The 23,055-nt window shown below is 37.9% G+C and carries 18 protein-coding genes and 1 pseudogene; 16 read left to right on the forward strand and 3 right to left on the reverse strand.

Annotation, left to right across the window (positions count from 1 at the left end):
* From ACFIMI_RS08560 to ACFIMI_RS08600, 9 genes and pseudogenes are all read left to right on the forward strand, one after another.
* Window positions 1-165, forward strand: a pseudogene (locus ACFIMI_RS08560) (ABC transporter substrate-binding protein); the annotation flags it as partial.
* Between the two features lie 400 nt (window positions 166-565).
* Window positions 566-1,996 (forward strand): exodeoxyribonuclease VII large subunit, encoded by a 1,431-nt coding sequence (gene xseA, locus ACFIMI_RS08565; protein WP_375638549.1) that lies wholly within the window; start codon window positions 566-568, stop codon window positions 1,994-1,996.
* A complete protein-coding gene (locus ACFIMI_RS08570) occupies window positions 1,974-2,600 on the forward strand; it encodes a DNA-3-methyladenine glycosylase I (RefSeq protein WP_375638551.1) in 627 nt (208 codons plus the stop codon). Before xseA ends, ACFIMI_RS08570 begins: the two co-directional genes overlap by 23 nt.
* A gap of 1,623 nt (window positions 2,601-4,223) precedes the next feature.
* A complete protein-coding gene (locus tag ACFIMI_RS08575) occupies window positions 4,224-5,849 on the forward strand; it encodes an ABC transporter substrate-binding protein (RefSeq protein WP_375668628.1) in 1,626 nt (541 codons plus the stop codon).
* Between the two features lie 361 nt (window positions 5,850-6,210).
* On the forward strand, window positions 6,211-7,827 hold the full coding sequence (locus ACFIMI_RS08580; RefSeq protein WP_375612275.1) for an ABC transporter substrate-binding protein: 1,617 nt from the start codon (window positions 6,211-6,213) through the stop codon (window positions 7,825-7,827).
* A gap of 110 nt (window positions 7,828-7,937) precedes the next feature.
* Window positions 7,938-9,011 carry an ABC transporter permease gene (locus ACFIMI_RS08585; RefSeq protein ID WP_375613823.1) on the forward strand — a complete coding sequence of 358 codons (1,074 nt, stop codon included), beginning with the start codon at window positions 7,938-7,940 and terminating at the stop codon, window positions 9,009-9,011.
* A gap of 2 nt (window positions 9,012-9,013) precedes the next feature.
* Window positions 9,014-9,943 (forward strand): ABC transporter permease, encoded by a 930-nt coding sequence (locus ACFIMI_RS08590; RefSeq protein ID WP_273790732.1) that lies wholly within the window; start codon window positions 9,014-9,016, stop codon window positions 9,941-9,943.
* Entirely contained in the window at window positions 9,936-10,820 is an 885-nt protein-coding gene (locus ACFIMI_RS08595) for an ABC transporter ATP-binding protein (RefSeq protein ID WP_375692461.1), read from the forward strand. The genes ACFIMI_RS08590 and ACFIMI_RS08595 overlap by 8 nt, the downstream gene beginning before the upstream one ends.
* Window positions 10,807-11,589: an ABC transporter ATP-binding protein gene (locus ACFIMI_RS08600; protein ID WP_273790734.1), complete on the forward strand. Its 783-nt coding sequence runs from the start codon at window positions 10,807-10,809 to the stop codon at window positions 11,587-11,589. Before ACFIMI_RS08595 ends, ACFIMI_RS08600 begins: the two co-directional genes overlap by 14 nt.
* Window positions 11,590-12,181: 592 nt before the next feature.
* On the opposite strand, the gene ACFIMI_RS08605 is transcribed toward ACFIMI_RS08600, so the two are convergent.
* The 3 genes from ACFIMI_RS08605 to ACFIMI_RS08615 all read right to left on the reverse strand — a co-directional run bounded on the left by ACFIMI_RS08605 (window position 12,182) and on the right by ACFIMI_RS08615 (window position 16,775).
* Complete coding sequence (locus tag ACFIMI_RS08605) at window positions 12,182-12,400, reverse strand: hypothetical protein (protein WP_375613825.1); 219 nt, start codon at window positions 12,398-12,400, stop codon at window positions 12,182-12,184.
* Entirely contained in the window at window positions 12,378-12,944 is a 567-nt protein-coding gene (locus tag ACFIMI_RS08610) for an autotransporter outer membrane beta-barrel domain-containing protein (RefSeq protein WP_375692462.1), read from the reverse strand. Before ACFIMI_RS08610 ends, ACFIMI_RS08605 begins: the two co-directional genes overlap by 23 nt.
* A gap of 144 nt (window positions 12,945-13,088) precedes the next feature.
* On the reverse strand, window positions 13,089-16,775 hold the full coding sequence (locus ACFIMI_RS08615) for a right-handed parallel beta-helix repeat-containing protein (protein ID WP_375692463.1): 3,687 nt from the start codon (window positions 16,773-16,775) through the stop codon (window positions 13,089-13,091).
* Between the two features lie 702 nt (window positions 16,776-17,477).
* Between ACFIMI_RS08615 and ACFIMI_RS08620 the strand changes: the two genes are divergently transcribed.
* From ACFIMI_RS08620 to ACFIMI_RS08650, 7 genes are all read left to right on the forward strand, one after another.
* Window positions 17,478-18,200 (forward strand): hypothetical protein, encoded by a 723-nt coding sequence (locus ACFIMI_RS08620; protein WP_375692464.1) that lies wholly within the window; start codon window positions 17,478-17,480, stop codon window positions 18,198-18,200.
* Window positions 18,201-18,213: 13 nt separating this feature from the next.
* Window positions 18,214-18,675, forward strand: coding sequence for a phage tail protein (locus ACFIMI_RS08625; protein ID WP_375653965.1), 462 nt, complete (start codon window positions 18,214-18,216; stop codon window positions 18,673-18,675).
* A complete protein-coding gene (locus tag ACFIMI_RS08630; RefSeq protein WP_375653960.1) occupies window positions 18,672-18,926 on the forward strand; it encodes a tail protein X in 255 nt (84 codons plus the stop codon). The genes ACFIMI_RS08625 and ACFIMI_RS08630 overlap by 4 nt, the downstream gene beginning before the upstream one ends.
* On the forward strand, window positions 18,926-19,948 hold the full coding sequence (locus ACFIMI_RS08635; RefSeq protein ID WP_375692467.1) for a phage late control D family protein: 1,023 nt from the start codon (window positions 18,926-18,928) through the stop codon (window positions 19,946-19,948). Before ACFIMI_RS08630 ends, ACFIMI_RS08635 begins: the two co-directional genes overlap by 1 nt.
* A complete protein-coding gene (locus ACFIMI_RS08640) occupies window positions 19,905-21,365 on the forward strand; it encodes a replicative DNA helicase (RefSeq protein WP_375689619.1) in 1,461 nt (486 codons plus the stop codon). Before ACFIMI_RS08635 ends, ACFIMI_RS08640 begins: the two co-directional genes overlap by 44 nt.
* A 452-nt stretch (window positions 21,366-21,817) precedes the next feature.
* Complete coding sequence (locus tag ACFIMI_RS08645) at window positions 21,818-22,099, forward strand: type II toxin-antitoxin system RelE/ParE family toxin (RefSeq protein ID WP_375692465.1); 282 nt, start codon at window positions 21,818-21,820, stop codon at window positions 22,097-22,099.
* A gap of 17 nt (window positions 22,100-22,116) precedes the next feature.
* Complete coding sequence (locus ACFIMI_RS08650) at window positions 22,117-22,422, forward strand: HigA family addiction module antitoxin (RefSeq protein WP_375692466.1); 306 nt, start codon at window positions 22,117-22,119, stop codon at window positions 22,420-22,422.
* The last annotated feature ends 633 nt before the right edge of the window (window positions 22,423-23,055 follow it).

Raw genomic sequence — 23,055 nt, forward strand, 5'->3', positions numbered from 1 at the left:
AAAAAACGGGCGCAAATGTATGCTGATTTACAACGTGATTTTATGCAGAAAGGGCCTTATGCTTTTATCTATCAGACGTATCACACGATAGCGATGACACCTGATGTTAAAAAATGGGTTTGGAATAGTGCACCACGTATTTTTTATAGTGCAATTGAAAAATAAGAAGGTATCAAGTTTATAAAATATAAAAAACAGGGTCATGATATATTTGATGTATTGCAAAGCTCTTTAATACTTTGCAATACATTGAATTCTATCGGGAATGGATTACTATGTTGTGTAGAGAATTTTATTTCAGGAATTCTTATAGAAGATGTGTTTGTTTGGATGTTAGGATTGAATATTTTAACTTCTATTGATACAATTTTCGGATGAAATAATGACTCTAGACATCCCCGTACAACGGCTTCAAGTTTTTTTACAACCCTGATAATCGATTTGAAATTAAAAATATAAGCTGTTCTAGCCGGTGTTATGGGTATTTTGATGAAGCTATAAATCAAAAGTTTAAAGATGTGTTGTTTCAAAAAGATTCACAGAAACGGGCGTAAAGAATTGAAAAATGGTAAGTTTGTTTAGTGAAAAAACAGGTGTAACAAATGTGGCAGAATTCACTGTTTCCGAAATAGCAGGGGCTCTAAAGCGTGTTGTTGAAGAAAAGTTTGGTTATGTACGGGTGCGTGGGGAGATATCAGGGTACCGTGGTACTCATGCTTCGGGACATGCTTATTTTGCTTTAAAAGATGATAAGGCACGGTTGGAGGCTGTTATTTGGCGTGGAGTTATGGAAAAGCTCAAATTCCCTCCTGAAGAAGGGATGGAAGTAGTTGCTGTTGGTAAACTTACGACGTATCCAGGGTCATCGAAATATCAAATTGTCATTGAGGCTCTTGAACCAACGGGGGTTGGTGCTTTGATGACACTTCTTGAAAATCGTAAGAAAAAGTTTTTAGAAGAAGGCTTGTTTGATGAAGAAAAGAAAAAACCTTTGCCTTATATGCCTCGAATTTTAGGCGTTGTAACATCACCAACAGGTGCTGTTATTCGTGATATTATTCATCGTATATCCGATCGTTTTCCGTTGCATATTTTGGTTTGGCCTGTACGTGTTCAGGGGGAAACAAGTGGGAGGGAAGTGGCTGTTGCTGTTGAAGGTTTTAATGCTCTTGGTCTAGGTGGACTTATTCCAAAACCTGATCTTATTATTGTTGCACGGGGAGGAGGAAGTTTAGAAGATTTGTGGGGGTTTAATGACGAAGCTGTTGTTCGTGCTGTTTATGAATCTTCTCTTCCTGTTATTTCTGCTGTTGGGCATGAAACGGACTGGACCTTGATTGATTATGTGGCTGATTGGCGCGCTCCAACTCCTACCGCCGCAGCAGAACGGGCTGTTCCTGTTAAGCTTGATCTCGAGGTGCTGGTGGCATCGCTTGATGCACGTTTGCGCAAGGGACTCGCGCGTTATTTGGATTTTTATCGACAAAAATTGCGTGCTACTCTACGAGCTCTTCCGACTGCCGATCAACTTTTTGCTTTACCACGGCGTGGTTTGGATGAAACTTCAAGTCGATTGCAGCGTGCTCTTTGTGTAAGCTACGATAAAAAACGTTTTTCTTTTCATGCACTTGGTGTGCGTTTTTCACCGCGTTTGTTAAATAGTGAAAAAGCACAACGCAATACAAAGGAATATACGGCACGTCTTCAGCGTGCTTTTGTGCGTAGTGTGGAAAAACAACGTGCTGGGTTAGAGGTAGTATCTAGGCTTTTAAGAAGCACTTCATATCAGAATATTTTGGAGCGCGGTTTTGTTTTGGCTTTGGGGAAAGATCATAAGCCCATTAAACGATTGGTTCAGTTTCCTGAAACAGGGCAAATAAATTTACGCTTTTTTGATGGAGATATCAGTGTTGCAACACAAGAACCTGTTTTTTCTAAACGGTCAAAACACAAGCAGATAAAGTCGCCAAGCGATGATCAAGGAACTCTCTTTTAATACGGTTAATGCCATGCTTGCGGAAGGTCTTCTTAAGGGAGTGGATGAAAAAGTTCGTTGCGCATGGGCTGGAACGGATCCACTTTATTGTGCTTATCATGATACCGAATGGGGAAAGCCTATTTTTGAGGATATTCGTTTGTTTGAGAAAATTTGTCTTGAAGGTTTCCAAGCGGGGCTTTCTTGGTTTACAATTTTAAAAAAACGCTCTTTTTTTCGCGTTGCATTTGATCACTTTGACTTTGAAAAGATTGTTCATTACGATGAGCTAAAGGTGAAAATGTTAATGCAAAATAAAGACATTGTTCGCCATCAAGGAAAAATTCAATCAGTGCTTAATAATGCACTTAGAGCACAAGAAATTATAACAGAGTGGGGAAGTTTGTCCCGCTATTTTTGGTCTTTTCAGCCACCACAATCAGAGCGTTATGAAAAGATAGACTTTCAAACACTGTTGGCTAACCCTATGACACCTGCTTCTCTTCGTCTTTCTCAAGACTTGAAGAGACGTGGCTGGACATTCGTTGGTCCCACAATTTGTTATGCTTTTATGCAGTCCGTAGGGATTGTTAATGATCATCTTGAAGGATGTTTTTGTCGATAAATTGGCAAACTGTCTTTTGTAAGAGTAATGATCAATAGGATAATAATTGAATTATTTAATAAATGTATAGATTATACAATTCCACTGTATAAGATAATTGAAATATACAAACTATACAATATTAATGATTTTCTACTGTTGTTGGCACTAAAAACGATAAAGGTATAATTTTGAGGATGAAAAAACAGATGCCAAAAGAAGTGATACCTTAACTGTTATGTATCTGAAGTGAGATAATGGTAATGTCTTGTATGTTTTAAAGAAACATTTAGTACACCAAAACCCATTTCGCGGTGGCGCCCGTGAATGGTATGACAGTAAATCCATTGTGCACTCCATCTTTACGCTTATGAAGGAGCAAATCGGCACCATCACACACTTTACTAGCTCTCAATGTTGTGCAACAGTCTTTGGCATTTGTAATGGTTGAGAAGAGTTTTTTTTATTTCTGTTAATGACATGACGGTTATAATTAATGAATATTTTATTCATGATTATTGACGAATGCAAAGTGGTTTTTAGATGGGGTGCTGTTGTTGCATTGTTTTACTTTGCTTGTATGACTGTCGGTTTATTTATATGTAGGTCGATTGCTCAATGCTTACCTAGGTAATAAAAATAAAATACAGCGATGAAAAATTGAAGTTAAATGACTCAAGCTGCTTGTGTTAGGTTTTATTATCTGATAACTTTCCTTCACTAGAGAGGAATTTTACTGCGTGTGAGCTCCAGTTTTGGGAGGATACTTAAGCTCAGACAGACTGGTATTCACTGCATTGCTTCGTTGAATCTCTGTATGTTTCCGCTGGAAACGAGAGTTCTATTGCGGTATGTTGTTTTCTGTTCTATTTTTATGGTGGTAAAGCAATGATGCACACTAAAGTTTAGAAGGGTTTATATTCGTTATGTCTTTTGGGGGGGAAGCGTCTAATGAATTTTGTTTTTATCAATGGGGGATGCATTTTAGTGTATATTCTTTTATTGTAAGCTTTATTTCTCAAAAGATAAAGCGTGGAAGGAATGATTCTTCTCATTTTTCCTTTATCTTTGTTAACGCGTTTGGTTTTGTTGGTAAAAACGTAAAACTTTTGACACTTATTTTTCAAAAGATTAAGCAGCTTTTTGTGGGGGATAGCGTTTTAGAAAAGATATTTTCTTATGTCTTTCTGCTGTTCCAGTGTCGTTTTTGTCATGTAGTAAAGATGCGCCGTATCTTGAAACAGTGTTTGAGGGGGATGACTATTTTAAAAGTTTGCATATTTTATTTTAAATGTCGCCTAAAGGAATAGAATAATGAATTCATAAATTTTTGCGTAATGATTTTTTTAAAGCTCACTATTTTTGGGGCGACAAGGCTTATTGATGATTAATAGAGAACTGATATAGTGCATTATCATATGCAAAGAGGTTATGAAAAGAATGTAATACTGGTTAGCAAAACATATATTGCATGTTCGTTATGGTTTATTGAGACGTAAGTCAATGAATTTATCAAGTAGATGACTCTGTGTAGGTGATTAAAAATATAGGCGATTAGAACGTATTTATTCAATGTTATAATTATAAATTTGCTATATTATTTCAGCGTCATTAATTGATAAAAATAAATAAAGGGAAAAGTTTATGAACTTGAAGAAAACAATATTGAAAAGTAGCAGCTCTCTTGTTGCTGCTCTTATGGCTTTGGGCGTAGTTGTACAACAGGTTTCAGCAAAAACACCCGCTGATACCCTTGTGATGGCTTGGAATCTTGATGCAATCAGTACGTTTGATCCCGCACAACTTAATGATGTTTATGGAAGTGAAATTATTTACAATATTTGTGATAACTTGGTGAGTACTGCGACGGATGATCCTGCTAAAATGGTTCCCGTTTTAGCAACACATTGGGATGTTTCAGGTGATGATCACAGTACGGTGATTACTTTTCATTTACGTGATGGTTTGAAGTTTAATGATGGCAGATCAGCCAATGCCAATGATCTTGTTTGGGGTATGAAGCGGATTGTCAAATTGAAGATGGGTAATGCGGCAATTTTTAATGAATATGGAATTACAGAACAAAATGTTGATGATGCTTTGCAAGCTCCCGATGAGAAAACGGTTGTGATGAAATTTGATAAGCCTTATCCAGCAGAGCTCATTCTTAATAATATTGTTGCGAGTCGTGCAACAGCTTTGCTTGATCGTAAGACGATTATGAAACACGAAAAAGATGGCGATTTTGGAAATCAGTATTTGAAAGGTCATGCTGCTTGTGTTGGTCCTTATCAGTTAAAAAGTTGGCGCCCTGGAGAAGCTCTTTTGTTGCGTGCAAGCTCTCACTATTGGGGACAAGCGCCTAAACTGAAGCAGATTTTAATTCGCCATGTTGCAGAGCCCGGAACACAACGTTTGTTGTTGCAAAAGCACGATATTGATGTTGCTCGTGATTTGACCCCTGAAGATCTTGCAGATCTGCAAAAAACAACAGATGTTAAAATCGAAGAAGTGTTAGAACCATCTATGATGTACTGGGGATTTAACATGACAAATCCTATTTTTGCTAAGGAAAAAGTACGTTTGGCGATGCGTTATCTCATAGATTATGAAGGTCTTGGCAAGAAGCTTCTCAAAGGGATTGGTATCCCACGGGCCAGTTTTATTCCTCTTGGCAACTTTGGGGCTTTGGATGAAAAAGAGGGGCAACCCTTTAAACTTGATATTGCAAAAGCCAAGCAGCTTTTAGCAGAAGCTGGTTATCCGAATGGATTTGAGGCAAATTTTCTCGTGTCAAACACTCCTTATACTTTGTTACTTGCTCAGTCACTCCAGGATAGTGCTGCACAGGCGGGCGTACGTCTTAAAATTGAACGTGTAGCAGGTACACAGTTATTTTCAAAAGTGGATGCTCGAGCTTTTGATACGGCTTTTATCGGATGGAATAATGATTCTGCGGATCCTCATACCATGGCTTCACGTCTTATTTTCAATCCAGATAATCGTTTTGAGGCTAGAAATACAGCCTATCCTAGTTGGAAGCATGGGTATTTTGATGCTAAGATGAATCAAAAAGTTGAAGAAGCGTTGTTTCAAAAAAATCCGCAAAAACGAGCGCAACTCTATGCTGATTTACAACGTGAATTAATGCAAAAAGGACCTTATGCGTTTATCTTTCAACAATATAGCGTTGTCGCGATGACGCCTGATGTCAAAAAATGGGTTTGGAATAGTGCACCGCGTATTTTTTATAGTAAAATTGAAAAATAAGTGTGTCTTTTTAGTGTTATCAAAGCTAAAAAGAGCTTAATCATAATTGCATGATGAAAATATTCTCCCATATAAAGCTCTTCAGTTTTTTTAGGATGAAACTGTGAGGGATGTTTGTGTAGTAGCAGTATATAATTAAGATCGTTTATAGGGAGCGATGAATATAGAAAGTTATATTGGGGAGGATCTTTGTTTATGGTTATAGATTCTCTGCATCCCGAATATAGACTGATGTATAAGAAAATTATTTTGTAGATGCTTAGTTTGATTAAATGAAATTGATGTCTAATGCTATGCTATTTAAGCAAAATCACAATCACTTTGTGTGAAAAGGTAGAAGAATACAAAAGGAAGAGATAAAATGGGAAAACAAAGAATATTGAAAAAAATTTCTATTTTATTAAGCTCAATCATTTTTTTTAATGGGGCTGTAACAACGGCATTCAGTGCCTCATCTAAAGATATATTGGTAATGGCATGGAATATTGATTCAATTAGTAGTTTTGATCCAGCGCAAACTGTTGAGGTTGTGACGAGTGAGTTATTAACGAATATTTGCAGCGCGTTAGTGCAATATGATGAGCATGATCCTACAAAAATTCGCCCTGCTATGGCAAAATCTTGGGACGTTTTAGACAATGGCAAAAGAATAGTCTTTCATCTTCGTGATGATTTAAAGTTTAATGATGGAAGGATGGCTACAGCGCAAGATTTGGTATGGTCGATGCGACGGATTATTAAATTAGGATTAAGCTATGCTCAATCTTTAATGGATTATGGGTTTACCAAAAACAATATTGAAACAAATATTCAGGCTCTTGATGATAAGACTTTACAATTAAAATTAGATAAACCCTATCCTATTCAGCTCATATTGACTGTTATTGGACAATCTTATGCTTCTGCTTTGCTTGATCGGAAAACAATTGAAGCACAGAGTATTAACGGTGATATGGGGAATAAATATTTAGCAACACATACAGCTTGTGTTGGACCTTATAAATTGGTGAGCTGGTCTCCAGGAGATAAAGTTGTGTTAGAGGCGACACAACATTATTGGGGCGATGTGCCTAAAATTAAGCAGATTGTTGTGCAGCATGTAGCGGATTCATCAAGTCAAAGACTTCTTTTGGAAAAAGGTGATGTGGATATAGTGCGTGATCTTTCTTCAGAGGATATTTTAGATCTTGAAAAAAAAGGAGGCCCAGTCAAAATTAGTCGTGTTTTGCGTCCGCAGATTATTTACTTATCGTTAAATAATAAGAATGCAATTTTTGCGAATGAAAAGGTCAGATTGGCACTTCGTTATTTGGTTGATTATGAAGGTCTTGGAAAAACTGTTTTGAAAGGGATTGCTATTCCTCGGGCAACTTATATGTCTTTAGGTGTTCCAGGTGCTTTAGATGAAAAAGAAGGTTTGCCTTTTCAGTTGGATTTGAAAAAAGCAAAACAACTGATTACTGAAGCTGGTTATCCTAATGGGTTTAAAGCTAATCTTTTAGTTGGAAGCCTTAGTTATATGTCGTCTGTTGCACAGTCTATTCAAGCCAATGCACGCAAAATTGGTGTTGAGCTTACAATTGAAAAAATGGCACAAAATCAATTGTTGAGCCGTGTACGTGGTGGAAATTATGATACTGCTATTATGGGGTGGGGGAGTGCCGATCCTGATGGACATCCTGCTTCATTAAATCACGTGTTTAACCCTGATCCAACATTTACAAAAAAGCACAATATGTATTTAGCTTGGCGCGCTGGGTATTATGATGAAAATATTAATAACATGGTGATGGATGCTTTGTTTGAGAAAGACCCCAATAAGCGTATCATGCAATATCGTACTTTACAGCATTATGTGCTAGAGCATGGTCCTATGGTTTATTTATTTCAGACATATTATACCGTTGGTATGGGGCCTGATGTCAAAAAATGGATTTGGAACAGTTATAGACTTTATTACAATGAAGCAGAAAAATAAAAAGAAGCATGTTATAGAAAAGGATTGTAGAACATGCTTAATAAGAGATTGTTTTGTTATATAAAAAAGTATTTGCTTTATGTTTTGTCGCTACAGAGGGGATTTTTATAATGGTTTTGCCACTTTCAGAGACTGAAAGAGCTGTATCAGAAAAGCAGAAAAAATTATTTTTATGGGATTTTTTATGCAAAGGATTGAAACTTCTTATTTCAGTTTTTATCACATTGCTTGGGTTGGTGACGATCACTTTTTTTCTTGGTCATCTTCTTCCTCTAGATCCGGTTCTGTCTATTCTTGGTGATAATATCAGTCAGGAAGCTTATGATGCAATGTATTATAAGCTGGGTCTTGATAAGCCGTTGATTGTCCAATATTGGAAGTATCTTCATAATGTATTTTTGTTTGACTTTGGAGATGCTTTAACTTCTGGGCGACCTGTTCTAGCCGATATTATGCGTGTGTTTCCTGCAACATTAGAGCTTGCAACCGTTGCTATTGTTATTGGCACAAGTCTTGGAATTCCATTTGGTGTTTTTGCAGCAATGTATCGCGATTCATTTATTGATTATGTTGTCCGTGTTTTTACACTTGTAAGTTATTCTACTCCAACATTTTGGCTCGGATTAATGGCGTTGTTAATATTTTACGCCAAGCTTGGCTGGGTTGGTGGCCCAGGACGACTTGATTTTCTTTATGAATATTCTTTTGAACCAAAAACAGGATTTTTCCTTTGGGATACTGCAAGCCAAGGACAATGGGAGGCTTTTGGTAATGTTTTTAGTCACGTTATTATGCCTGCTTTGATCTTGGCTTTCGGTGCTATGGCTTATATTAGCCGTATGACTCGTGGGTTTATGATTGAGCAGCTTAATCAGGAATATATCATTACTGCACGTGTAAAGGGATTATCGTGGGCGCGAACCGTTTGGGGGCATGCCTTTCGAAATGCTGCTGTTCAAATTATTACCGTTGTTGCACTTTCTTATGCTTTTTTATTAGAAGGGGCTGTTTTAACGGAGACAGTTTTTGCTTGGCCTGGTTTTGGACATTACTTGACAAATGCTCTTTTAGCCGGAGATATGAATGCAGTTGTAGGATGTACTTTACTTGTAGGATTTATCTTTGTCGCCATTAATTTATTTTCTGATTTGCTTTATCGCATTTTTGATCCAAGGACACGTTGAATATGACAGTAAGTAATCATCATAAATCGCAATCATCATCTTCTTTGGGTAGTTGGTTAAACGATCCTGTTCCAAACTCCATAATTCAAGCGAACATACAAAGAATTTATCACGCACTGGCTAAGTTTTTTCATAACTTTTCGGCTGTATTCGGTCTGCTTATTATTTGTATTATTATCATATGTGCATTTTTTGCTCCTTGGATTGCTACGCATGATTTTCTTAGCAATGATCTGGGGCATCGGTTGCAGCCACCCTCTATGGCGCATTATTTTGGAACAGATGAATTGGGACGTGATATTTTTAGTCGCCTTGTTTTTGGTTCCCGTATTACTCTTTATGTTGTTTTTCTTACAACAGTTATTGTAGGTCCAATAGGGCTTATTGTTGGAACTGTATCTGGTTATATGGGCGGATGGGTTGATACTGTGCTCATGCGCATTGTCGATATTTTTCTTGCTTTTCCAGGTTTGATTTTAGCTCTTGCATTTTCAGCCGCATTGGGACCAGGGATTGAAAATGCTTCTATTGCAATTTCAATTGCAGCATGGCCACCAATTGCACGTTTAGCACGTGCTGAGACTTTGACAATACGTTCTTCTGATTATGTTTCTGTAGTTCGCCTGCAAGGGGCCTCTGCTTGGCGAATTATTTTGTTTCATGTTGCGCCCATGTGTATTCCTTCAGTGATTGTACGATTAACTTTGGATATGTCTGGAATTATTTTAACGGCTGCTGGTCTTGGTTTTTTAGGGTTGGGAGCTCAACTTCCAAGTCCTGAATGGGGTGCGATGCTTTCTTCAGGGCGGGAATTTATGATGACAAATTGGTGGTTGGCGGCAATACCAGGCTGTGCAATATTATTTGCAAGTCTTGCTTTCAACCTTTTAGGTGATGGTCTTCGTGATGTATTGGATCCACGCAATGGGTAATAAATTATTAGAAGTAGAAGATTTACGTATTTCTTTTCCTACAACGCGCGGCATTTCAGAAGTTGTGCGTGGCGTTAGTTTTTCTGTTGGAAAAGAAAAAATTGGAATTGTTGGTGAATCCGGATCTGGAAAATCGATGACTGGGCGCGCAATACTAAGGTTGAGTCCAAAAGCAGCCATTGTTAAAGCTAAAAAAATGCGCTTTGAGGATGTTGATTTATTGGCCGCAAGTGAACCTCAGATGCGAAAAATCCGTGGGAAACGTATTTCAATGATTTTACAGGATCCCAAATATTCACTTAATCCATTAATACGGATCGGGGAACAGATTATGGAGGCTTACCGTATTCATTACCGTGTTTCAAAAGCTGAAGCGAGGGAGCGCACCATATCTATGTTAGAATCTGTTCATATTCGTGATCCTGAACATGTGATGCGTCTCTTTCCTCATGAAATATCTGGGGGGATGGGGCAGCGCGTGATGATTGCAATGATGCTCATTCCAAAACCTGATTTAATTATTGCTGATGAGCCAACATCTGCACTTGATATTACGGTCAGACGACAAGTTTTATCTGTATTAGATGAACTTGTGACAAAATCTGGAACGGGACTTATTTTCATTAGTCATGATTTAAATATGATTGCTGATTTTTGTGATCGTATTTTGGTGATGTATGCGGGCCGTGTCTTAGAAGAGTTGCCTGCTTCTGATTTGTCTCACGCTTGTCATCCTTATACAAAGGCGTTGCTCGCGAGTTTGCCACGGCTTGATAATCCAGTTGATATTTTGGCTGTTCCTGAGCGTGATCTTGATTGGTTGTATAATCCTACGATTGTTAATGGCGTTGAGGAGGTTCCTCATGACAAATTGTGAGAATATTATTGATGTTTCTAATTTATCTGTAACTTTTGGGCACAGGCATAAGGCAGTAACAGTTGTTAAAAATGTTAATTTTCATATTAAGCGTGGTGAAGCTTATGGTTTGATTGGTGAATCCGGATGTGGAAAGTCAACTATTTTGAATACATTGGTGGGGCTTATTCCAGATTATAGTGGAAAATTCCTTTTTGCTGGACAAGAAGTTGAAAAGAAAAGAAGTAAGGATTTTTTACGCTGTATTCAAATGGTTTTTCAAGATCCTTATGCTTCGCTGCATCCAAGAAAAATGGTCCATACGGTTCTTTCTGAATCGCTCAAAATCCATGGAATGGATAATCAAAGAGAGCGGGTGGAGGATGCTTTAGATTCCGTTGGTTTAGATTCTTCATTTCTTTATCGTTATCCTCATGAGTTGTCTGGAGGGCAGCGTCAGCGTATTGCTCTTGCACGTGCTTTAATTATTGAGCCAGAGGTGTTGTTGCTTGATGAGCCAACATCTGCATTGGATGTGTCGGTACAGGCTGAAATTTTAAACTTGTTGAAATCACTGCGCGTGAGAAAAAAGCTTACTTATTTAATGGTATCCCATGATCTTGCTGTTGTTGCACATATTTGTGAACGTGTTGGAATTATGCATAAAGGGATTATTCTTGAAGAGCTTAGCAATGATGAATTGCGTAATCTACATGCGCAACACGATTATACAAAGGAGTTTTTTGAAGCAAGTATAGAGCCTATTGTCCATAGAGAGCAAAGAGCATGATCAATTTTACAGAAGAGAAAATGCAATTTTATTTGTTTTGAAGTTTCTGGAGATGTTTGGCGGCATTGTTAAGAGGGAAGGGGATAATAGGATTTTTTCAGTATGAATTTTCTGGGCAGTGTTTGAGCTGTAATATTTTAAATCCTATTAGAACTTCCATTTTGAAATATATGAGTGACTTATAACATACATCCCTTTGTTTGATATTATTGCATTATTTTTTACTTATCATTTTATGTTCAAAAGTTTTATTTTGGAATTTTAAGCATTAAATTCGTGAGAAATAACAAACGATAGTAATGTTGTATTTTCTAGAAAAGCTTCTCATTATTTTACAATATCATTTTGTTTTTGGTTGTTCTCTTTTTTACAGTTTTATTCTTTATAAAAAGAATTTTTTGTAAAAAACATCCAATGGTCAATGACTGTCTTCAAATATTTCGCTGTTCTCTATTTAAAAAAGCGCTTAAAAACAGCTTATAATAAACCAAAAAGGCAGCAATATGCTGCCTTTTTGTTAAATTGAATAGGCTATTTTTACAGTCTTGATTTTAAAACTGATAGAGTATTCCTCCTGAAAAGCTTGCACCACTTATACCAGTTTTTGAAGCTTTTGTTGATAGCTGACATCACCATGAAGGGAGAGGTTAGCGGACAATTGTGGGCCACCTTCAACGGAACTTCCCGAGGGGTCACATTTATAATACTTATCAATATGGAATGTCTGATCATCACCAAAGGTTTTGATTAAGTTTACTTTTCCATAGAAAGACATAGGACGGCTGTTTTCAGTGGCAATGGTTTTTGTCAAACGTCCACCAACACGGGATTATCCATTGAGAAGGATTTTGCATCTCAATGGTCAGATTATCAGCATCTTTAATGGTATCAAACATCAAATGTTGATAGGCAAGCTGTGCCTGCGGTTCGAATGTTACGCCTTGGATACCTGTTGCAAATTGTTTGCTAACAGTTGTGGAGATCGTCAACATTTTTGCATTTTTCAATTTTGTGGTTGTACTAATGAGGGCATTGGTGATCTTTCTCTTTAGGAATCCATAGGATAAACAGCGTATCAAGATAGAAACCACTGTCACGCTGTTTACTGCCATAGGCGGTGAGTGAAATGACCATTTATTCAATATGCTCTTACTTGCTGTCTTGCATATTCTTTGGAGTGCAAAGAGAGTTGTCCATAGGTTTCTATAAGACCAAAATGTGTTGTAGATATTTTTCCCTTCTAGCGCGACAAAGTTAACACCTCCTTGTAGAGAAGCATAACGAAGATGAGCACTGCTATAACCATATCTACTAGAAGTACTACTTATCAAAAAATAAGCTTCCTGTTTTTCCATAGGTATATAAAAAAAGCCATTCCGTTTGTCTTATTCTTTCCTTAAGACAAATGTCGCATATTGGTTAACAGTTGCATTTTGCTTAGCCATATTGGTCAATCCAGCGTACAAGAGAGCATTGAGGCTTGATCAAATAGTTTGTATTTATGGCACGATGGTTTTTACTTTTGAGTCGCTATCAAGCAGTACTGGTTGTAAGCGAAAATCCCAGAAATTTTTATTTTCTCCTAAAAGGTTTTGTTCAGCATTTGTTTTACTGTGGTTTGATTTTGGTCCATAAGCTTTCAGTATATATTTATAAGGTGAACCACTTATTGTGATATAGTCCTGTGCAAGTTTGAAAGAGTTTTGATTTACTTTCCCAAAAACTTGAATGAGTGAAAGACCACGTGCACTGGTAAGAGCAAAAGCGTCTGCTTTAATATTGTTCTTTTCTAAATGTCCAGTGATATAAACCAGTGTAGTACCTGAAACATCACCGTGAATCAGAAGATGGTCAGCTTTTTGTTTGTTTATGGCAGCACTATCACTCCATTCGACGTTGAAATGAATTTCTGCTTTTCCTGTAGCATTGTAGACTTTTTTAGTATTTGGTCTGCCAGATCCTATGTGCAACGTGTGATAATGATTTTCAGTTGGCTCTTCAAAAACAATAGAGCTGTTATTGATGTTAAGGACAGAAATATCAGAACGTGTTCTTTGAGCAATATCAAGCAGTTTTTTGTTCTGGCTTTTTTTATTTGTGCTTGTTTTCAATGTCCATTTCGTATTGTTTTGCAAATCAAAGACTGTTTTGAATTTTTTTTCAGTGCTCACTTTGCCGTCTAAGATGGAGCGATCGGCGTTTAGTGTAAAAGTGAAATCATTTTTTTTCGTTGAAGCTTCGGTTACTAATAAAACATTGGCACGGATTTCTGAATTTTTGAGATTAGCTTTACCAATTGATTCATTTGCATTAATTCCAGTACCGTTTTTAATATGAAGTTTTGTATTGGTTAAATTGATTTCTGATATTCTATTGTTCTTAGACTTTTCAAATGCGATACCTCTATCTTCTGCTGTGGCAGAAACATTTGTTACATCAATATGTCCATTATTATTTACAACAAATGCACTATTTTCGGCAATTATTGTCCCTCCACTCATTTTGATTGTGCTGCCATTTTCTGAATAAAGTCCGATCTCAGCATTTTTAATCGTTGTATGGCCATATAATTCAACTAAACTGCCAACATCTTGGCTTTCCGCACCGAATCCGTTATTATCTGCTGTTATTAGAGTAACATTCGTGGCTTTAATATGTCCGCCGTTTCCGGCAAATAATGCAGTAGTTTTACCTTGTACTGTTCCTCCCGTTATGGTGATGGTGGATTTTGAATCTTTTGCATAGAGCCCACTGTCATCAGATGATGTAATTTGAGCATTGTCAGTTAAAGTAATAGTACTGCCGTTTATGGCAGATACTGCTGCACCTTTTGCGTTAAATGATCCTCCAGAAACTGTTATTTGAGAACCATTATCTGAAATTATGCTATTGATTGCTTGCGGAACGGTTACATTTTCTAAAGTAATGGCACTTCTTCTTGCAATTATTGCATTGATTAGTAGTGCATTATCCTTACGATTTAATATCGTTACATCTTTCAGTTTGTTATTGCTCTTGTTTTTTAACAAGTGAACGCCTGCTTCGGAAGCAGTAATGGTTCCTCCGATCATTTTGATTGTGCTATCGTTTTGCGCATCAATTCCGATTTTAACGTCACTGATCGTTGTATTGCCAAGCAATTCAATCACACTGTTAGAGCCAGAGGCAGCTGCACCAGCAGCTACACCACTGCCATTATTAGTTGCTTTTAAAGCAACATTTGTAACCGTAATATGGCCACCTATGTCTGCTTCTAAGGCTGTATATTTTCCTGTCACGTTTCCTGTTGTCATTGTAATTGTGGATTTTGAGTCTCGTGCATAGAGGCCTGCTTCATCATGTGACGTAATTTGAGCATTGTCCGTTAAGGTGATACTGCTACCGTTTTGAGCACATATTGTTGCATAGCTTGAATCAAATGATCCTCCAGAGATTGTTATGTTAGAACGATTATTTGCAATTACGCTGTTGTCTGTTTGAGTCACTTTTACATTTTTTAAAGTGAGACCACTTTCTTTCTCTAGAAGAATTCCTTTGCCTGAATTTTTATCTTTACCGGTTGATATTATTACATTTTCTAGTTTACTTTCGGCGCTCTTACTGTTCACGAAGCCAACACCAGTTTTAGAAGTTGTAATAGTCCCCCCAATCATTTTAATTACGCCACCGTTACTTGCCACAAGCCCAACACCAGCATTCTTAATCGTTGTATTGCCATATAATTCAATCATACTATTAGCGCTATTGACTCCTGCGCCTATTATAGGAACATCAGTGACCTTGCCCCCATGTTCATTTGTTGTTAGAGCAATATCCGTGACCTTAATATGTCCACCGTTTTCTGCGACCAACGCTAATTCTCCGGTTACTGTTCCTCCCGTCATTGTGATGGTAGAATGTAAACCATTTGTGTAGAGTCCTTTGCTATTCGATGATGTTGATGTAACTTGAACGTTACCTTTTTTATTGCTGGTTAAAGTAATGTTGCTGCCGTTTCCAGCGTATACCCCTACGTTTTTTCCCTCAAATAATCCTCCAGAAACCGTTACTTTAGAATGATTATTTGCAACTATGCCACTTTTTGCCTGCGTAACTGTTACATTTTCTAAAGTGACGTTGCTTTCCTTGTCGGCACCTATTCCTGTGATTTCAGGCTCTTTATGGTTACTGCCCGATATTTTCACATTTTCTAGCTTGTTTCCATTGCTCTTACTATTATAGAAACCAGCGCCGGTTGCAGAAGCTGTAATGGTCCCTCCGATCATTTTAATCATTCCACTGTTTTGTGCATGAAGACCGATTACAGCATTCTTAATTGTTGTATTCCCATGCAATTCAATCACGCTGTTCGGACCGCCGGCGACAACCGTTCCGATTTTATCATTCGTCGCAGTTAACGCAACATCTGTGACCTTGATATGTCCACCGTTTTCTGCAACCAACGCCATTTTTTCTGTGATTACGCTTCCTCCCGTCATTTCGATTGTGGTTTCTGAATCTGTTGCATGGAGTCCAGTGCCATGAGATGATGTAGTTTGAACATTGTTAGTTAGAGTTACGCGACTGCCATTGTAAGCAGATATTGCTGCCTTTGTGGCATCAAATGATCCTCCCAATATCGTGATTTCAGATTTATTATTTGCTGTAACGCTATTCGTTGCCTTAGTCACTTTTACATTTTCTAAAGTGACTTCACTGTCTTTGTCTGCAAATATTGCAAAAGTTAGTGGAGCTTTGCCTTTGCCACTTGATATTATTATATCTTTTAGCTTGTTTTCAGCATTCTTACTGTTCAAGAATTTAGTGCCAGTGTTGGAAACTGTGATAGTTCCCCCAGTCATTTTCAGTGTAGCACCATCCTTTGCTTCAAGACCGAAGAAAATGCTAGAACCAGTTCCTTTAATGGTTGTACCATCCAGTAATTCAATCGCAGTGTTAGAACCTTCAGCTGTTATAGCGTGCGCATTTGTGCCTATGTTGGTGTTTGTTTTTTTGTTTCCGATTATCGTCAAATGCTTGCCGATAATTTGACCACCTTTTTTTGCGTGAATAATTTCGTAGGTTTCGTTGGAAACTTCTTTTTTATTTTCTGAAATTTCAAGATTTTTAGCTTGTGCATTAAGATTGATACCAGAAAGTACAACTGCCACAATTGCTGTGCAGGATAGAAGAAATTTTTTAGGCATCAGTCTACTTCCTTTTAAAGCCCCCAACATTCATTTTCCCGCTAACTTCATAAGCAGAAGTGGAAATAGATATTGCTTTTATTTTAATAACACAGCACTTTGATATTTTGTTTTGCTTTTTTTGTCAAATTTAAAGTTGTATTTATGTTTAATTATGTAATATTAAATTTATTTCATAATGTATTTTTATATAATTATATTTTAAAAATAAGTTTTTTATTAATGGTACATATTATTTTATATCAATATTCATTTATTTTAATATTTATTGATGTATAATTAAAGAAATACAGTTATATAAAATAAAGTAAAAAATATAATATAAATAAGAATAGTAGTGTTTTTAATATTTTATATTTAGTGGAAAAAGGTGAAATTAGAGTGGATATGTGATAATTGATTGTTCTTACCTACATTATGTATCGAATGAGTTTTTGACAGCAAAAATGAGAGAAGGCTTTAATAGAGCGTTGAGGGTTCTTTGAGTGCTCAGTGTCTTCTTTGAACGAATGAAATATAAAAATATACAGAATCCGCTGATAAGCCACAATTTCCGAAAGGCTACATACTATACAAAACTCCGTTGGATGTAGTTTGACATTAGGTTTTGTACTAAGTGGGAAGAGGTGAGATTAGTTAGAAATACGTGATAATTTATTGTTTTTATGGTTATTTTTTACCATTAAATGCGCGTTTTGTAAAATGGCATGGGGCAAGGACCATCCCGTTTTAACAAGCGCCATTATCAAAACCATTGCCGCCCTGATGGCTTTTAACATTGCTCTACGTGTGTTGCGCTTTACCATGACTGGCGCACACGTCTTGGTTTATTTTGGTGCTGATACCACCACCATTACGCGTTGGAAAAATATAATCGCCAATGCTTTTGATCTCTCTCAAGTTTGGCAAAAGTTTAAACAAGAGCTTTCCTCTGTTGCCGAGTGGTTTGGCAATTTGTGGGAGGGCGTTAAACAAAGCTTTTCCAACTTTTGGCAATGGTTGAAGAGTTTTTTTACACAGGAAAAGCTCTCGGATGCTGCCAAGGCTGGTATGGAACAAGCGGGCGAAGATCTGGCTAATTCGATTGTCGATGGCTTTATGTCGTCTATCTCACAATTGATGGATTATTGTAAATCTTTGCCTAGCCGCATTAAGGGGTGGATTGGTTCCATTGATGTAAGAGAGTTTTTGCCAAGTTTTTTGGGGGGTAAAACAGCCATCCAACCCATCGTGCAATTTGCGGGGGCGGGGCGTGCAAATTCCCCTTTCACAGAAGCAAAAGGCAAAGAGCATTCCACTATCACACACAATCAAAATGTCACAGTGCATGTCAATGGTGCGCGTGATCCTGTTGCCACCGGTCGTGCGGTTGCCCATGCCATTCAACGGGTACGCGCCAATGCATTGCATGGCGGGACAGAATGAGGGGAGGGAGCCTATGAGAGATCCTTTGATGATGTTAGGACCGCATCAATTTTATGTGGACTGGCTGAATTTCCAATCCTTTGAAGAAGAGTTTTCTGCCTCATGGGTTTGTATGGAGCGTTTTGGCAGGTCCCCCAGTTTGCAATTTACCGGCTATGGCAATGATGCAAAAACCATTCATGGCGTTTGGTTTCCAGAAGAATTTGGTGATCGTGTAGCCATTGATGCTATCACTACAACTATTCGAAGAGCAAAGCCGGTCCAGATGCTTCGTTGGATTAATGATACCACCTATAGTGTTCTTCTTCATGGACCCGTGGTGATCACCACGATCAATAAAGACCACGACTATATCAGTCGCTCTGGTCAATCCCAGCGCATCCGCTATTCCATTACGCTCTTGCCCTTTTTTAATGGCGGAAAACCACAAGGACAATACCAAGAGAGACAAATCCAAGTGGGACAAACTTTATGAAGATACCCAAAAAGCGCGTTATTGTAGAGCTAGAGGATATGAGCCTCGATCTCCTTTGCTTTCACCATGTCATGGCAGTGTTCAGAGACCGGAGGCAAGCTGGTTTACTCAAAGGCTATTTAGAAGCCACACTGGAAGCTAATCCAGAGATTGCCAAATATGGTGTGTTTTTACCACGGGGCTTAAAGGTCATGCTGCCTGAATTTGTTAGCCAAGAAAAGAACAGCATGGTGAAGCGGTTATGGGATTAATGCGTACACACCCTTTTATTGTGGTCAAGGTGGGAGACAAACCTGTTCATGAGGTTTTTTACCAGCGTCTTTTAACCGCAACTATCACGGATCATGCCGGTAATGAAGCCGATACATTTGAAGCAGAGTTTGATGATAGTGGTAATGATTTAGAGGTTCCCTCCAGTAACAGTGCGCTACAGGTGATCTTTGGTTATGAGAACAGCATCAGTGCATTTATGGGGTGTTTTGTTGTGGAGTCAGTGGTCAGTTGTGGTGGCAGTGATGGAGAGATCTTGCGCCTTTGTGGCAAAAGTGCCTCGATGCGTAAAGAGCTCAAAGAACAGGTGAGTGAGCATTTTGATCACAAAACTGTTGGTGAGATTGTTGAGACACTTGCCAAACGCCATGGCTATCAAGCAAAGGTTAGTCCCCAGTTCACTCAACAAAATTTGCCTTATGTGATCCGCACAGATCAATCGGCTGTTGATTTTTTAACCCGCCTTGCCGATCGCATGCGGGCACGTTTTTTGATCAAAGACCATAAGTTTTTATTTTTAAGCGGGGATAATTTACCAGCACTCGAACTTTATAAAAATGACTGTTCCAACTGGGAATTCACATTAGAACCACGCACGCAATACGGCACCATTGAAGCTTCTTATTTTGATCGCTCAAAAGGGCAGCAATGCCAAGTCAAACATCAGACAGGGTTTAGCGGTCCTGTGCGGCGTTTACGGACTTGTTACACTTGTGAGGAGGAAGCACGAGCTGCTGCTGCTTCCGAGTCGGACAGGTTGTGTCGTGCTGTAGGCAGTGGTTCTTTGACCCTTGAGGGACGCCCTGAAATCATGGCGGATCAACCTCTCATCCTTCAAGGGTTTCGTGGGCAAATCAATGGACCATGGAAAGCTGCAACCGTCACCCACCGCTATGAAAAACAAAGCGGATACACCACAGAAATCACACTCGAGGCACCAAACAAGGGAAAAGAAAGCAATGAGAACACTGAACATGCTAAAAACAGAAAATCCAAGAGATGATTTTGCTTCTTCTTTTCGTCAACTTCCCCATAATATTGAAGCAGAGCAGGCATTACTTGGAGCAATCCTGATTAATAATAATGCACTCGATCGCGTTTCAGACTTTCTCAAAGCAGAACATTTTTTTGAAACGCTACACCAAAAGATCTTTGAGATTGTCTTACAAATTATTCAAAATGGTCATCTTGCAAACCCCATTACAATCAAGCCCTATATCCAAATGGAAGAAAAAGTTGGAGATATTACTGTATACCAGTATGTTGTTCGCTTAGCCACAGAGGCAGTCACTATTATTAACACTGAAGATTATGGACGCGTTATTTACGATCTTTTTATCCGCCGGTCTTTGATTAATCTTGGCAATGAAGTTGCCAATACAGCTTTTGATGCGCCTCTGGAGTTCACACCTTCCCAACAAATTGAAACGATTGAAAATCAATTATTTGAGTTAGCCGAAAAAGGCAAATATGGGGGCGGGTTTGAAAACTTTAATACAGCCATTGCAAAAGCACTTAACATGGCAAGCGCTGCAAAAAAGCGTTCTTCAAAACTCTCTGGGATAGCTACCCATATCAAAACCCTTGATGAGAAAATGGGAGGGCTACAGCCATCCGATTTGATTATCATAGCTGGACGCCCTGGAATGGGGAAAACCTCTCTGGCGACCAATATTGCTTTTAATATTGCCAATGCTTGTAAGCGTGATAACAGCCAAGAAAATGAAGGGGGCATTGTAGGTTTCTTCTCACTTGAGATGTCAACAGAACAGCTTGCAACTCGTATTATCTCAGAACAAATAAAGGTTTCTTCTTCTGATATGCGTCGTGGTAATATCTCAGAAGAGCAATTTACCAACATCATTTACGCAATGCGTTCCTTACAAACAATCCCTCTTTATATTGATCAAACGGGGGGTGTATCCCTAGCACAATTGGCCGCCCGTGCAAGGCGTCTTAAACGACAACATGGTTTAGATGTCTTGATTATCGATTATATCCAACTCATGACAAGCGGTTCAAAGCGTTCATTAGAAAACCGCGTTCAAGAAATTACAGCCATTACCACCGGATTAAAAGCACTTGCAAAAGAACTCAATATTCCCATCATTGCTCTGTCTCAACTTTCGCGCCAAGTTGAAAACCGAACCGATAAACGTCCGCAACTCTCCGATTTACGTGAATCTGGTTCAATCGAGCAAGATGCCGACATTGTTCTGTTCGTTTATCGTGAAGAATATTATCTCAAAAATGAAGAACCCAAAGAAGGCACCGCTGAGTATAGCAAATGGCAAGATGCAATGGAGCAAGCCAAGGGTAAAGCCGAGGTTATTATAGCAAAACAACGCCATGGTCCGACAGGAATCGTTCCCCTTGCCTTTCAACCCGACTTTACATGCTTTAGTGATTTGGAAAAATAGGAGCAGAAAAATGCGTTAAAGAGAGCTTTAAATATCCTTTGAAAGGCATTTGAAGACCCTTTGAGAACCCCTTAAAAACTCTTTAAAAAAAATAAATTGGTACAAAACCTAGTGGAAAAATATACAAAACCCGCTGGCAAGCTACAGTCAAAATATACAAAACCTGCTGGCAAGCTACACCCGCTGGCAAGCTACAGGCAAGCTACAAGCACCATAAAAGTGCTGTGGCGGAGGGGGTGGGAATGCTACATTTATATGCAATCAATAACTTATATAAAGGTAAGGGAATTTTAATTCCATTGATTTTATTAACTTATTTTTATGTCTATCCCGAACTTTTTTATAGCTTATTCTCAATCATTTTATCCAAATATGTAATCAGATTTTCCAGTATCTTACTTGACTCTTATTTTTATAAATCGTATAGTAATAGTATACGATAAGGGGTGCTAATGGCAATTGTGAGTTTCAGACATAAGGGCTTAAAATTATTTTATACAACAGGTTCCACAAAAGCTATTCGACCAGATCACGTAAAGAAATTACGCGTTATCTTAACGGCTTTAACAAGTGCTACCACGCCCGAAATGTTGAAAGCACCTGCCTTTAAAATGCATCCTCTTAAAGGTGAACTTACAGGATACTATTTTATATGGGTGAATGGAAATTGGCGTGTTACTTTTCGCTTTATAGGAACAGATGTGGAGCTTGTTGATTATCAAGATTACCATTGATGAAAGGAACGAAAATAATGATGCATAACCCCGCACATCCGGGCGAAGTTCTAAAAGTAGCTTTCTTAGACGAAATGGGGATAACAATACAAAAGTTAGCTAATCATCTCCATATGACAAGAGCTTCTCTATCAAGAGTGATTAACGGACATGCCTCTATGAGTACCGAACTTGCAGTGAAATTAGAACTAGCTGGTTTTAGTAAAGCGAAATTTTGGCTGGATATGCAAACAAATTATAATTTATGGCAAACAATGCAACAGACACAACCACCTATTTCTCCTCTGGTTTACAGAGTCACATTATACAAAAAAACGCAATAAAGTCAATATGTTGTTTGCAATTATTTTATATGAATCCACTCAAGAATCCATCTTTTTATACGTGATTCATTTGACCATTTTTTATATAAGATTGCCATGCATAAATAGACCATAAAAAGCAAATCATGATGTAAGTATTATAACGCATGTGTGTATTCAAATGAAATGAAAAGCCGATATCATTCATAACAGTTCATAAATTTTATGATACGTTTTTATCACAGCACAAATCACATTGTTTTAAATTTAGTCGTTTGAAAATATCGATAACATACGTTTAAAGATCACATCTTGTTTTAAAGATTGGATTGTTAATCACATAAAAGAGCAAATTAACATTCGCCAAAATTGGCGAGCGCAAAATAGAGAGCTGTCATAACAGCATCATCATAACACCGAACATTTTAAAGATTGCATAAAAGGATTTAAAGACAAGATCGATTTTATAACCACGGTATTTTTTTACCGAGGTAGGAAATAAAGGTCATGAAATTCAAAATGCTATATCTCATGAAATGAAAAGCCTTTTAATGAATAGATTGCAGGCTAGTCTTTTAGAACGGAACTATTCGCTTCCACAAAAAAATGGAGGCAAATAATGCCATGGCAGTAGAATAACTATCTACTTTAGAT

The sequence above is a fragment of the Bartonella sp. AP4SXKL genome (assembly GCF_042195845.1).
GTDB lineage: Bacteria > Pseudomonadota > Alphaproteobacteria > Rhizobiales > Rhizobiaceae > Bartonella.

What these genes read in the sequence shown, in the direction of transcription:
- ACFIMI_RS08610 (WP_375692462.1), bottom strand. Translation starts at nt 12,944, where the DNA reads ATGGAAAAACAGGAAGCTTATTTTTTGATAAGTAGTACTTCTAGTAGA.
- ACFIMI_RS08630 (WP_375653960.1), top strand. Translation starts at nt 18,672, where the DNA reads ATGAAGATACCCAAAAAGCGCGTTATTGTAGAGCTAGAGGATATGAGC.
- ACFIMI_RS08640 (WP_375689619.1), top strand. Translation starts at nt 19,905, where the DNA reads ATGAGAACACTGAACATGCTAAAAACAGAAAATCCAAGAGATGATTTT.
- ACFIMI_RS08595 (WP_375692461.1), top strand. Translation starts at nt 9,936, where the DNA reads ATGGGTAATAAATTATTAGAAGTAGAAGATTTACGTATTTCTTTTCCT.
- ACFIMI_RS08575 (WP_375668628.1), top strand. Translation starts at nt 4,224, where the DNA reads ATGAACTTGAAGAAAACAATATTGAAAAGTAGCAGCTCTCTTGTTGCT.
- ACFIMI_RS08620 (WP_375692464.1), top strand. Translation starts at nt 17,478, where the DNA reads ATGGCATGGGGCAAGGACCATCCCGTTTTAACAAGCGCCATTATCAAA.
- ACFIMI_RS08590 (WP_273790732.1), top strand. Translation starts at nt 9,014, where the DNA reads ATGACAGTAAGTAATCATCATAAATCGCAATCATCATCTTCTTTGGGT.
- ACFIMI_RS08585 (WP_375613823.1), top strand. Translation starts at nt 7,938, where the DNA reads ATGGTTTTGCCACTTTCAGAGACTGAAAGAGCTGTATCAGAAAAGCAG.
- ACFIMI_RS08625 (WP_375653965.1), top strand. Translation starts at nt 18,214, where the DNA reads ATGAGAGATCCTTTGATGATGTTAGGACCGCATCAATTTTATGTGGAC.
- xseA (WP_375638549.1), top strand. Translation starts at nt 566, where the DNA reads ATGGTAAGTTTGTTTAGTGAAAAAACAGGTGTAACAAATGTGGCAGAA.
- ACFIMI_RS08580 (WP_375612275.1), top strand. Translation starts at nt 6,211, where the DNA reads ATGGGAAAACAAAGAATATTGAAAAAAATTTCTATTTTATTAAGCTCA.
- ACFIMI_RS08650 (WP_375692466.1), top strand. Translation starts at nt 22,117, where the DNA reads ATGATGCATAACCCCGCACATCCGGGCGAAGTTCTAAAAGTAGCTTTC.
- ACFIMI_RS08635 (WP_375692467.1), top strand. Translation starts at nt 18,926, where the DNA reads ATGCGTACACACCCTTTTATTGTGGTCAAGGTGGGAGACAAACCTGTT.
- ACFIMI_RS08570 (WP_375638551.1), top strand. Translation starts at nt 1,974, where the DNA reads ATGATCAAGGAACTCTCTTTTAATACGGTTAATGCCATGCTTGCGGAA.
- ACFIMI_RS08615 (WP_375692463.1), bottom strand. Translation starts at nt 16,775, where the DNA reads ATGCCTAAAAAATTTCTTCTATCCTGCACAGCAATTGTGGCAGTTGTA.
- ACFIMI_RS08600 (WP_273790734.1), top strand. Translation starts at nt 10,807, where the DNA reads ATGACAAATTGTGAGAATATTATTGATGTTTCTAATTTATCTGTAACT.
- ACFIMI_RS08645 (WP_375692465.1), top strand. Translation starts at nt 21,818, where the DNA reads ATGGCAATTGTGAGTTTCAGACATAAGGGCTTAAAATTATTTTATACA.